Source organism: Mesobacillus subterraneus (genome assembly GCF_020524355.2).
In the GTDB taxonomy this organism is placed as follows: Bacteria; Bacillota; Bacilli; order Bacillales; family Cytobacillaceae; genus Mesobacillus; species Mesobacillus subterraneus_C.
The window spans coordinates 4,356,669-4,368,993 of sequence record NZ_CP129019.1; the positions used below are offsets into that span (position 1 = coordinate 4,356,669).

Annotated in this window: 11 protein-coding genes and 2 pseudogenes; 1 reads left to right on the forward strand and 12 read right to left on the reverse strand. The window is 42.7% G+C overall.

Annotated features, from left to right (window positions below):
• Positions 1–258: 258 nt before the first annotated feature.
• From rsmA to metG, 5 genes and pseudogenes are all read right to left on the reverse strand, one after another.
• On the reverse strand, positions 259–1,137 hold the full coding sequence (gene rsmA / locus LC048_RS22765) for a 16S rRNA (adenine(1518)-N(6)/adenine(1519)-N(6))-dimethyltransferase RsmA (protein ID WP_226607302.1): 879 nt from the start codon (positions 1,135–1,137) through the stop codon (positions 259–261).
• Positions 1,130–1,691, reverse strand: a pseudogene (gene rnmV / locus LC048_RS22770) (ribonuclease M5). The gene rsmA and the pseudogene rnmV overlap by 8 nt, the downstream one beginning before the upstream one ends.
• A 359-nt stretch (positions 1,692–2,050) precedes the next feature.
• The gene (locus LC048_RS22775; RefSeq protein WP_306050587.1) at positions 2,051–3,235 is read right to left on the reverse strand and encodes a resuscitation-promoting factor; all 1,185 of its coding nucleotides are present in this window, start codon (positions 3,233–3,235) and stop codon (positions 2,051–2,053) included.
• Between the two features lie 237 nt (positions 3,236–3,472).
• Positions 3,473–4,240 carry a TatD family hydrolase gene (locus LC048_RS22780; protein ID WP_226607307.1) on the reverse strand — a complete coding sequence of 256 codons (768 nt, stop codon included), beginning with the start codon at positions 4,238–4,240 and terminating at the stop codon, positions 3,473–3,475.
• A 299-nt stretch (positions 4,241–4,539) separates the two neighbouring features.
• Positions 4,540–6,492 (reverse strand): methionine--tRNA ligase, encoded by a 1,953-nt coding sequence (gene metG / locus LC048_RS22785; protein WP_306048862.1) that lies wholly within the window; start codon positions 6,490–6,492, stop codon positions 4,540–4,542.
• A gap of 728 nt (positions 6,493–7,220) precedes the next feature.
• On the opposite strand from metG, the pseudogene LC048_RS22790 reads away from it, so the two are divergent.
• Positions 7,221–7,509: pseudogene (locus LC048_RS22790) on the forward strand (AbrB/MazE/SpoVT family DNA-binding domain-containing protein).
• Positions 7,510–7,568: 59 nt separating this feature from the next.
• On the opposite strand, the gene rsmI reads toward LC048_RS22790, so the two are convergent.
• The 7 genes from rsmI to LC048_RS22825 all read right to left on the reverse strand — a co-directional run bounded on the left by rsmI (position 7,569) and on the right by LC048_RS22825 (position 12,315).
• Positions 7,569–8,450: a 16S rRNA (cytidine(1402)-2'-O)-methyltransferase gene (gene rsmI / locus LC048_RS22795; protein WP_226607313.1), complete on the reverse strand. Its 882-nt coding sequence runs from the start codon at positions 8,448–8,450 to the stop codon at positions 7,569–7,571.
• A gap of 23 nt (positions 8,451–8,473) precedes the next feature.
• Positions 8,474–9,217 (reverse strand): tRNA1(Val) (adenine(37)-N6)-methyltransferase, encoded by a 744-nt coding sequence (locus LC048_RS22800; RefSeq protein ID WP_306048864.1) that lies wholly within the window; start codon positions 9,215–9,217, stop codon positions 8,474–8,476.
• A gap of 67 nt (positions 9,218–9,284) precedes the next feature.
• The gene (yabA, locus tag LC048_RS22805; RefSeq protein WP_226607334.1) at positions 9,285–9,656 is read right to left on the reverse strand and encodes a DNA replication initiation control protein YabA; all 372 of its coding nucleotides are present in this window, start codon (positions 9,654–9,656) and stop codon (positions 9,285–9,287) included.
• Positions 9,657–9,669: 13 nt separating this feature from the next.
• On the reverse strand, positions 9,670–10,503 hold the full coding sequence (locus LC048_RS22810; protein ID WP_306048866.1) for a PSP1 domain-containing protein: 834 nt from the start codon (positions 10,501–10,503) through the stop codon (positions 9,670–9,672).
• Positions 10,496–11,503: a DNA polymerase III subunit delta' gene (gene holB, locus LC048_RS22815; protein WP_226607339.1), complete on the reverse strand. Its 1,008-nt coding sequence runs from the start codon at positions 11,501–11,503 to the stop codon at positions 10,496–10,498. The genes LC048_RS22810 and holB overlap by 8 nt, the downstream gene beginning before the upstream one ends.
• Before the next feature lie 13 nt (positions 11,504–11,516).
• Positions 11,517–11,957, reverse strand: a complete 441-nt coding sequence (locus LC048_RS22820; RefSeq protein WP_226607342.1) for a YaaR family protein — start codon at positions 11,955–11,957, stop codon at positions 11,517–11,519.
• A 28-nt stretch (positions 11,958–11,985) separates the two neighbouring features.
• A complete protein-coding gene (locus LC048_RS22825) occupies positions 11,986–12,315 on the reverse strand; it encodes a cyclic-di-AMP receptor (RefSeq protein WP_226607344.1) in 330 nt (109 codons plus the stop codon).
• Positions 12,316–12,325: the final 10 nt, after the last annotated feature.

Consider the following 12,325-nt stretch of genomic DNA (forward strand, 5'->3'; position numbering starts at 1 on the left):
CATGTGCTTTCCTGAGACGCAGAGTATGACCCCTCCGTCCATTTGAGAAGGATATTCCTGAGTTTGAACTGATTTATTCCTGAGTTTGAACGATATATTCCTGAGCTTGACTGATATATTCCTGAGTTTGAACGATATATTCCTGAGTTTGGCTGATATATTCCTGAGTTTGGCTGATTTATTCCTGAGCAGCAGAACTTTTGTCCTGAAAAAAATGATTTTATCCCTACATAACAAAAAGCCCGGAAAGCTCCGGACTTAGTTGAAATAAGGATATAATGCGTTGCTCAAGTTCGCAAATTCTTCAATTGACAAGGTCTCTCCTCTTCGCGATTCCACAATGCCTGCCTCGTGCAATGCGGCCAGGATTTCTTCCTTCTTCTGTTTTCCATCAGGAAGCTGGCTTGTCAGGTTATTCAAGATTGTCTTCCTTCGCTGGGCAAAACTTGATCTGGTTACACGGAAGAAGAAGCCTTCATCTTTCACTTTCACCGGCGGTTCCTCATGCAATGTCAATCTGATCACGGCTGAATCTACGTTCGGCTGAGGCATAAACACCGTTTTAGGAACAATCATCACTGTTTCAGCTTTTGTGTAATACTGGATTGCAATTGACAGCGAACCATATTCCTTCGTTCCTGGCTTGGCTGAGATCCTGTCGCCTACTTCCTTTTGAAGCATACAAACGATTCCTCTGATCGGCAGCCTTTCCTCAAGGAGCTTCATCAGTATCGGTGTTGTGACGTAATATGGCAGGTTGGCAACGACCATAACGTCCTCTTGTTCACCAAACTCCTCTTTCACTACAGCCTGAACATCGGCTTTGAGTACATCACTATGAATGACTTTTACGTTTGAATAAGGAGATAGCGTGTCCTCCAGTATCGGCAGCAAGCGCTGATCGATTTCAAACGCGACAACCTTTTCCGCTCTTTTAGCCAGCTGCTCAGTCAACGCTCCAATTCCAGGACCGATTTCGATCGCACCGCTATGGCCGGTTAACTCTGCATGGTCAACGATGCGGTTGAGGATATTGGTATCAATCAAAAAGTTCTGTCCTAGGCTCTTTTTAAAAGAAAAGCCGTATTTATCAAGGATTTCCTTCGTTCTCATCGGGGTAGCAATATCTTTATGCATTTTGTTCCTCCTTAAGGATTTCTGCCAGTACTGCTGAGAAATCCTGTCTTTTCACCTGAAACATCATCAGACGCTTATGCAGCTGTTTCCCATTTGTATAACCAATACGCAGCAGTCTGCCCAGCTTTTCACGCCTCTCCCTGGATCCTGGGCCGCCGATCAGACCCGCAAGAATCAAGTCTTCCTGGGTAATCTCCTCAACTGCCTCTGCATCCATTACCTGAGCATCCTTCAGCGCTTCCCGGATCACCTCGGGGGATGCATGTTCCACACCAAGGCCCCTCCCGGATTTAGGCTTGGCCAACTCTTTTGGGATAAAAGCATGCTTGCACCCCTGCAACATGCTCTGAAATCGTTTTACGGATTTTTTCACCAGGAAAGTCGGGGTCAGTAAAAACAATGACTCCTCGCTTTTCATGGGCATTCCGGATTCGTTCAATCGTATCCGCATTGATCGCGGATCCGTTGGTTTCAATTGTATCCGCGTCAACAGCACGCCTGATGGCTGTCGTATCATCCTTACCTTCTACTACAATGATTTCTTTTAACTTCATGATTCCTCCAATTGAAAGCGAAAGCGCCTAGATCAGCCCCAATGTGTGCTGGTGCTAGACATTTCTCGAAGTATTATGGGTAACATTCATTTTTTAACCAAAAGCGCATTTGAAAAAATGAATAAATAATTTAAATTTTCTTTGAAATAAATGAAACATTTCTGAAATATAATCGTCTATATAGATGTAAAGTTTTTAAGCAATTACGCCTTTCTTATAATAAATGATAACTTTCGTATGTAGATTTGTGTCCAGCTCCAGCGCCTAGACCCTCAAGTCGCCTGCGCTTTTCTTATTATACCTTAAACGCAAAATGAAAAAACAAAAATGCAGAGGAAAGGTTCCCCTGCATCCATGAATTAATTTAGGATTTTGATTTTGACTTTCTTGCGGCTCCAGCGGTATGCATCCGCTTTTGATGCGAAAAAGACATCGATCTTGTTGCCTTTGATAGCTGACCCTTTATCGGCTGCTATTGCATAGCCATAGCCTTCAACATATACTTTTGTTCCTAAAGGAATCACACTAGGATCTACCGCAATGACCTTCATGTTAGGATTTGCTCTTAGATTGATTCCAGTTGCTGTATAGCCAGAGCAGCCGTTACAGTTAGCCGTATACGCTGTGGATGAAACATAGAATTCCTTCCCTGCCGGTTCACTTGAGCCACGGGATACTTGAGCTACGATGACCTTCGTACCCATTGCCACGACTTTATCCTGTTTTTCTTTCAGTTTCTTTTCACTGACCAGTTTTCTTGATACTTCCTTACCGTTTTCTAGGATTACTTCATACTCCTTGGATAGCAAGCCTTCCTGGCCTTCTGTTACGACTTTCTGTTTCCCTTTTTCCAGTTTGCTGTCATTTTTCGTAATGACGGCATAGCTAATTGGTTCTTCCACTACATCGGTGACTTTTTCAACTCGAATGACATTAATCACGGCATCTTTAGTGACGTTCTGCTTTAATGCAGGCTCAACACGGTCCATTTCGTTCAGTGCGATTCCTTGCTGTGATAAAAAGTCAGCGACCGTAGTCGAAGTCGACCAAACATCTTGCTCTTTTCCGCTTACTACAAGCTTGAGCGGGAAAGCTCTTTGAATGGCAATCTTCATATCTTGCTTTAATTTAGCGTCTGGGTTTTGGTTTAACTTGTCGTGTTCATTTATGACGATATTCTGTTCTTTCAGGAAATCCTCTACAGTATTGGCTGCTGTCCAATATGTTTTCTTTTCCTGATCTTGTATTACCTCTACCTGTCTTGCCGGCTTCCACACAATCGATAAGTTATCCTTTATCTGTGTGTTTGCTTCCAGCGATAAATAATCCTCTGAGCGCAATGAAATATTGAGATCATTAAATATATCTTGGATAGTATTTGCGTGTGTTTTAATGACTCTTTCTTCGCCATCCAGTGTCAATGCGACTGTATTTTTGGTCCCTTCATACATGAAGAACCCAAGTGCAGCGGCAAAAACTACGAAACTAGCAGAAAAAATCACCAGTTTCTTCTTACTCAAAGTCTTGGAAAACAGGTTTTTCATACTATTAATCACGATGAAAAACGCCTCCTCTTCTCGGAGTGATTATAAAGATATTGTTGCCGACTTGTCAACCCAGACACCCTTGCCAAGCGTAGTCTCTATTATGCAAGATGCTCCATAAAAAGAAAAGCAAGAGTTATCGACACGGTTATCCTATGTCGCAAGTGAGACATGTAGAACTTTTTAGAAACACAAAAAGTTTGGACAACCTTATTGAAAAATCGACAACATTCCTTATCACTTTATGCCGAATAATTTTTTTGCATTTTTAGCCGTTTTGTCTGCCACTTCCTCAAAAGTCAAACCTTTCAGTTCTGCAACTTGTTGTGCTACCAATTTTACATAGGCAGGCTCATTTCTCTTTCCGCGATAAGGATGGGGCGTCAAGTATGGGCAGTCAGTCTCGACCAAAAGACGGTCTAGCGGAATGGCCTCTGCTACTTCCTTCGGTTTTTTTGCATTTTTAAAAGTAACAGGACCGCCAAGCGAAATATAGAAGTTCATTTCAACGCATTCAAGTGCTGTTTCCACGCTGCCGCTGAAACAATGCATGATCCCGCCAACTTCTCCGGCATTTTCTTCCTTTAGAATTTCCACTATGTCTGCTGTTGCGTCACGATTATGTATGATGATAGGAAGATTCACTTCTTTTGCCAGCCTGATTTGTTTGCGGAAGACCTCTTTCTGGATCTCCTTCGGTGACTTGTCCCAATAATAATCCAGTCCCATTTCTCCAAGTGCGACTACTTTGGGATGGCTCGCCAATTCTTTTAGCCAGTCCAGATGCTCCTGGGTCATGTCGATTGCATCAACTGGATGCCACCCTACACTCGCATAAAGAAAATCATAGCTTTCGGCGAGCTCTATTGCTTTTTTTATCGTTATTTCATCGAAACCGACAACTACCATATTCGTCACACCTTCAGCGATTGCGCGGTCAATGACCTCCTGGAGATCTTCGTTGAATTGTTCTGCGTTTAAGTGCACGTGTGTATCAAAAAGCATGTCAAAACTCCTTTGCAGCATTGCCCTGCAGCTTCATTCTATACGTCCTTAGCTAGAGGGAGAATAGACTTACTGCGATGTTCTTATTATTGTGATAAAGATGTGTCGATATCATAACTTTTTTTCATTGTCCAGGTCAAATTTTTGAATCCGATTTCAGGGAAACCGAATATGTATCAGATTGCTTGTTAACTGACTTACTACTCTATCATAATTTATTTTTTTGATCTGAAAGCTTTTTTAACACAAAAAACCTGAAAATGTTACACATGAAACATTTCCAGGTTTTCTTTTTGAATCTATTTTACTTTAGCGCCGATAGCAAGTGCATCGTCAACGGTTGCAAGTGACATGACGCCGTCTTTTTCCCCTGCCAGGATCATTCCCTCGGAAAGCTCCCCGCGGAGTTTAACCGGCTTGAGGTTTGTCACGCAAATCACCTTTTTGCCGACAAGGTCTTCCGGTTTATAGTACTTCGCGATGCCAGAGATAACCTGGCGCTTTTCATAGCCAAGATCCAATTGTAGCTTCAGAAGCTTATCAGCCTTCTTGACTGGTTCTGCATGGATGACTTTCGCTACACGAAGCTCAACCTTCATGAAGTCATCAATTGTAATTTCATCCTGAACTTCAGGCTTTTCTTCCTCCACAGGTGCCGCCGGTGCAGCTCCCTGCATTTTTTCCTTGATGAATTCAACTTCTTCTTTCAAATCAAGGCGCGGGAAGATTGGCTCTCCCTGAACAACCTTTGTTCCAGCACGAATCTGGCCGAATTCCTCTAAGCTTTCCCATGACTGGAGGGCTTCTGAACCAACATTCAGTTGAGCAAAGATTTTATCCGGAGTTCGTGTCAGGAATGGCTTCAGCAGGACAGCGACTCTTCTCAATGATTCAGCAAGGTGTACCATCACATCTCCCAGGACCGCTTTCTTTTCATCATCCTTCGCAAGCACCCACGGCTGTGTTTCATCGATGAATTTATTGCAGCGGCTGACCAATTGCCACACTGAAGTAAGCGCAACGGAGAACTCCATTTTCTCCATTGCTTCTTCGTATTTCTGCACCGTTTCTTTGTTCACTTCAAGGAGCTGCTTTTCAAATTCACCTTCTGAACCTTTGTAAGCAGGAATATCACCCTCAAAATACTTATTGATCATCGCTACCGTTCTGTTCAATAGGTTTCCAAGGTCATTCGCAAGGTCAAAATTAATCCTTTCGACAAATCCTTCTGGAGTGAACACACCATCTGAACCAAATGGAACTTCACGCAGCAAGTAGTAACGAAGCGCATCCAGGCCATAGCGGTCAATTAATGTAACCGGGTCGACTACGTTCCCCTTGGATTTCGACATTTTTCCATCCTTCATCAGAAGCCAGCCATGGGCGAAAACCTTTTTAGGAAGCGGAAGGTCAAGGGCCATCAGCATGATTGACCAATAGATTGTATGGAAGCGGACGATTTCTTTACCGACAAGATGGACATCCGCAGGCCAGTAATTCAAGTACTTGGAATCGTCATCCGTTCCGTAACCAAGAGCCGTGATATAGTTCGACAATGCATCGATCCATACATAAATGACGTGCTTCGGATCTCCAGGAACCTTCACACCCCAGTCAAACGTTGTCCGTGAAACTGCTAGGTCCTCAAGGCCGGGTTTGATAAAGTTATTGATCATTTCATTTTTACGAGATTCCGGCTGGATGAAGTCAGGGTTCTCTTCGTAATATTTCAGCAGCCTGTCTGCGTATTTACTCATTTTGAAGAAGTATGACTCTTCTTTAACTTTTTCAACAGGACGTCCGCAATCCGGGCAGTTGCCATCTTCAAGCTGTCTGTCTGTGTAGAATGATTCACATGGAGTACAGTACCAGCCTTCATATTGATCAAGATAAATATCCCCCTGCTCAAGCAGCTGAGCGAAAATCTTTTCGACAATCTGTTTGTGACGATCCTGTGTTGTACGGATAAAATCATTGTAGGAAATATCCAGCTTGCCCCAAAGCTCCTGGATCCCTTCGACAATTTCGTCTACATATTGCTGCGGAGTGATGCCCTTCGCCTCAGCATTACGCTGGATTTTTTGACCGTGCTCATCCGTGCCTGTCAAGTACATGACATCATAGCCGCGCAGTCTCTTATAGCGAGCCATTGCATCGCCAGCTACTGTTGTATAAGCATGACCAATATGTAAATTGCCGCTTGGATAATAAATCGGGGTTGTAAGATAAAAGGTTTTCAGTTTCTCTTCCATGAAGATCCTCCTTAAACTAAAACTGCTAGTTCATTCTAATAGTAGTTATTATACCAGCTAATGCACCAGGATTCATAACACTTTCATGTAAAACAAAGACGCATGATTATTGCTTTCGACAATCTCATTTTACTCAAGTGGGAATAACAGAATGGTTTATAAAAAAAAATAATCCTCCACAACGGACATTCTCCCTATATATTTTACGAATATTGTCAGTGGAGATTTAATGTGGACTTTGTCCTTTATAGAATATTATCATTATAAGAACAGCCTTACTAAAAAAGCCCCGCCTCAAATTCCAGCAGGAGCTACGATTATAAAGTGAAAGTTTGATATTCTGCATAATAAAATCATAACCAAATTCGTCAATACAATATACCTGCTTAAAAAATAATGTATAGGCGATTTCGGGTTTGTCGAATTTGTGACAACTTGTCGAAGGAATTTGTAGAATTTTGTCGAATTATGCGCCGAATATTATCCCCACAATAATATTTTCCTTAAATCCTCTAATTAAAAACACCGCATCATTCCTTGATCCCACACGCTATATTCATTTATAACCCTTGATATGAAAAGGTTTTCTCGCTGTGTTAAAATTTGTTAATAGAAGAAAAATAAAATAATTGACGGTTATTGGAATCGCTGGTATTATAAAACCAATAAGAGAAAAATGTCGAATAATGACGAACTTAATATAGGGAAAATGAGAGGGGATTATAATTATGAAATCTACTGGTATCGTACGTAAAGTTGATGAGCTTGGCCGCGTGGTAATTCCAATCGAACTTAGAAGGACTCTTGGCATCGCAGAAAAGGATGCATTGGGAAATTTATGTGGATGATGACCGCATCATCCTTAAGAAGTACAAGCCTAACATGACTTGCCATATCACTGGTGAAGTTTCTGACAACAACATCACATTGGCAGGCGGCAAGCTGATCCTTAGCCGTGAAGGTGCTGAACAGCTTCTTCAAGAAATCCAGGGAAGCTTCGAACCTGCAAAAGCTTAAATCTAATACACAAGGCCGTGGACAATTCCACGGCCTTTTTTATATATGCTGTTTCCGCATTATTCTTTAATATGATATGCCTGGTATACCTCTCGCTTTTGCATAGCTCTATCTTTGGCTGTTTGCTTGATGGCTTCCTTAGAGTTCATTTGTTCATTAGATATATAATGTTCGACATGGTCTTCCAGGCTTAATGTTTCCCACCATTGGTTCTCTTCTTCGGAAATGGCATCATGAGAAGCACCTTCGATGATCAAGACAAACTCCCCGCGGACTTCTTCTGCCCCTGCCCATGCCAATGCCTCCGATATCGTTCCCCTCAGGAACTCCTCATATTTCTTCGTCAGTTCACGGCAAAGGACAATTTTACGGTCACCGAGACCATCAAGCATCACCGAGAGAGTCTCCTTCAAACGATGCGGAGATTCATAAAGGACAATCGTTGCAGTTTGTTTCGCCAGCAGCTCAAGTTCCTTCTTCTTATCCTTTTTTCCTCTCTGGAGAAATCCATAATAATAGAATGGCTGAGGAAGAATGCCAGAAGCAATCAAAGCTGTCAAAGCAGCATTCGCCCCTGGCAGCGGGACGACTGTCAATCCTTCGGCGATTGCTTCTGCCACAAGTTCTGTACCTGGATCCGAAATCGTTGGCATTCCCGCATCGCTGACAAGCGCGACTCTTGCTCCATCCTTGATTTTTTCAATCAATTTATGTCCGCTGCTTTCCTTATTATGTTCATGATAGCTGGTAACGGGCGTTTCAATCTCAAAATAATTACATAGCTTTTTCGTGTTCCTCGTATCCTCCGCTGCAATCAAATCGGCTTCCTTCATGATCCTGATCGCCCTGAATGTCATGTCCTCAAGGTTGCCGATAGGAGTCGGCACAAGGTAAAGAATCCCCTTTTCATGTTCCCGTTCAAAGCTTTTCTGCTGTTGCATGTCAATCACCCGTTTCTCTATGCTTATTTACTTCCATATAACATTTCTTTAATAACCGGGGTATACTCATTATTTTCATCATAAACCGTCAATGGCTCAAGGATTTTAAGGTCAGGGCTTCCATCCTTGATTGCCTCTATCAACAGCGTATTCGCTTCCTTTCCGTCCTTTGGATAAACAAACTGGATCCGCTTAGGCTCAAGCCGGTATTGCCTCATAAGTTCGATGATATCAATCAACCTGCCTGGACGGTGGACAAAGGCAACCTTGCCGCCTTGTTTTACAAGCTGGCTCGAAGATTTAATCGCATCCTCAAGTGTGCAGAGTATCTCATGGCGAGCAATCGCCAGATGTTCATTCAAATTTATTTCTTCTTTTGAGGGTGTAAGGAAATATGGAGGATTGCATGTTACGACATCATACTTCTCGTAGCCGAGTTCTTTCGGTGCTTCCTTAAGATCACCATGAATCATATCTAATCGTCCTTCAAGATTATTATATTCAATACTTCGGACAGCCATATCATATAACCGCTCTTGAATCTCCACCCCGGTGATGGTCCCCTTTGTCCTTGCGCTTAAAAATAGCGGAATTACTCCATTTCCGCTGCAAAGGTCAACAATTCTGCCCTTTTGGATGGGGACCCAGACGAATCTCGCTAGCAGCACAGCATCAAGCGAAAATGAAAAAACATTCGGACTCTGGATAATCCTTAAATCCTCTGCCAATAAATAATCCAATCGTTCATCTTCTCGTAAGTTTACCATTATAGCTAATTCCTCCATAAACAAAAGCTTATAAAAATAGCCTTCCCTAATTAAGGAAGGCTGCCAATTATTTTTTATTAAGAAAAGATAGACAGAACAGACAATCTTCTTTGCGCGGGCTTCCGAAATGCAGGTTGCAAATATGGAAGCCTTCCTGGTACAGACGGGCAAGGTTATCGTAGCCTTCACCGATGTCGACCAGGTTTTTATCACCCTGGGCCTGATTGCTGTTTTCCTTATCGTTTTTCTTAATGGTTGGATCTTTTTTACCTATGGTTTGATCCAGACGGCGTCTTATATGCTCATTTTCCAGTTTTAATGCATTATTCTCTTCCAGAACTTCTGCCAAATGCTGTTTTAACTCACCAAGCTGACGGTATAAATCACCAATCTGCGATTCCATATTACTTACTGAGTCAAAGATATCTTTTTTATCCACCTGTTCCACCTCATTAATCTGTGGATGATTGCAACGATACAGCTCCTGCTTCCTGTATTTCCTCAAGTGTATATTCCAGCACACGTTCCTGGCCAGGTATATTGACTTGCATGACTCGTTCCAGGATGTTCAACCCGACAACCTTACCAGTACCATCGGGTGTAACAATCATTTCACCCAGGTCAGGCAGCTGCTCTTTCGCTGATTCATATTCGTCGTTCTCATATTTCAAACAGCACATGAGCCTGCCGCAAAGGCCGGAAATTTTCGTTGGGTTAAGCGAAAGATTTTGATCCTTAGCCATCTTGATTGAAACTGGATCAAAGTCCCCTAGGAACGTTGAACAGCAAAGCATTCTGCCGCATGGTCCTATTCCGCCAAGCATTTTCGCTTCATCTCTGACACCAATTTGGCGCAGTTCAATCCTTGTCCGGAAAATCGAGGCCAAGTCCTTGACCAATTCCCGGAAATCGACGCGGCGGCCATCAGCCGTGAAGTAGAAAATGACTTTATTGCGGTCAAATGTATATTCAACATCAACAAGCTTCATATCAAGCTGATGTTCATTCACTTTTTCACTGCAAACATCGTACGCTTCCTTTGCAGCTGTTTTATTCTCCTCGACAATAAGACGATCCTTCTGATCTGCAATTCTGACTACCTTTTTCAGAGGCAGGACAACATCCTTCTCGCCAACCTGCTTACGGGGAGTTACTACTCTTCCGTACTCAACACCCCTTACAGTTTCGACAATGACGAATTCGTCCTTTTGAATTGAGAGATCGCCGGGATCAAAATAATAAATCTTCCCCGCTTTCTTGAAGCGGACACCTACTACATCATACAAGTGTAGATCCCTCCTGCAATTTTAACACCAGCTCTTCCATGAGCAGCTGGGGATTCATATTGGCATGCAGCTTCCTCTTCGCCTCCAGAATGGCTGCCATTTGTTCGGTAAGACGCCGTCCGGATGTCTGTAGTGCAAACTGTTCTAAACGTGAGCTTTCGTTTAGATAAACAACCTGGTCTTTCTTGCCAAGCTGAATGTATAATAAATCCTTAAAAATAAGAAGTAATAAATCCAAACCACGATCGATTTGTTCTTTCTCTTTAAAGTGCATAAACCAGTTCTCTTGAAGTGCGACCATAGCTTCAAGTGAATTCTTTTTCAGCACTTCATATAATTTTAACACTATTTTTTGTGCTTGTGCAAACCAATCATCATTACTTATCTCTAAAGCTTCTTCCAAATTATTGGTCAGCTGTGCCAATAGCGGTGCCGTTTGCGGCTGTACCCCAATGGCTATCAGTTGTTCTGCCATATTTTTAGGAGATAATGGTGTAAAATTAATCAATTGGCATCTTGATAAAATTGTCGGCAGCATTTGCTGTGACTGCTCAGTGATCAATACGGCAACAGTTCCGGCATGCGGCTCCTCTAGGAATTTGAGGAGACTGTTCGCCGCATTTGTCGTCATCCGATCGGCATGCACAATCGTGTAAAGCTTATTCTTTGACTCTACACCAGTTTTCGAAAACTCCTCCTGCAGCTGCTGAATTTGTCCCTTCTTGATCGATAGGCCATCCGGCTCGACAAGATGAATATCAGGGTGGTTGCCATGATTGATCCTTTTGCAGTTCAAGCAGCTTTCACAAGGTTTATAGCCATCAACCGGCCCCTGGCAATTGATGCTCTTAGCAAGGAGAATACTAATCTCCTTTTTTCCAGTTCCCCTCATTCCTTCAAATAAATACGCATGGGCTATTCGATTTTTCAGGATGCTGTTTTTAATCATTTTCAAAACATTCGGCTGTAGTTTCTCCAGCTCGTCCCACGTCTTTGCCAATGGTATCACTCACTTACGTATATAAATTGATCAACAGGCCCTTGATTTCCCCAACCTTACCGAGAATATCAATCTGTTCATCCTTATTATCCATTAACTCTTCTGTCAACTCCACGAGCTTTTCGTCGATCGTTTCAACAAGCTTCAATGATCTGCCTTCGCCATACTGATTCCAGCTATGCGAGTGCTTTATCTCCATTCCAAAGTTGACTGTTTCTTTTACGAATTGCTTAACCAGTGTCTTGAACTTGGCCAGGTCCTTGAACGTTCTTGACCGGGCAAGCCTCTCACCCGCGGACTCGACTTCCTTCATTAGTTGCTGAAGCTGTCCAAGCTGCAATTTATGGTCCTGCTTCTGCACAAGTTCATTGAACTTGATTCCGCCCCCAGGCTGTTGTTTTTGATCCTGGCGAACTTTATCTATATTAAGGCGCATATCCTGATTAATCTTCATCTCTTACTAAACCTCCGGGTACTCCCCGCTAAAATTGATGAAACTGCTCAACAGGTAATACGAATACAGTCGCTCCGCCAACTTCGACCTCCACAGGATAAGGAACATATGAATCCGCATTCCCTCCCATTGGCGAAACAGGTGCTACAAGCTGGTCACGCGACTTACAGTTATCCCTGATGACCTCGAGTGCCTTTTCTATCCTGATATCTTCAGTTCCTATGATAAAAGTAGTGTTTCCTGACTTCAGGAATCCCCCGGTACTAGCCATCTTTGTTGCACGGAAATTATGATCTACTAATGCATTGGATAGTCGGTTGCTATCCTGGTCCTGGACCACAGCTAAAATTAACTTCATTCCTTATCCC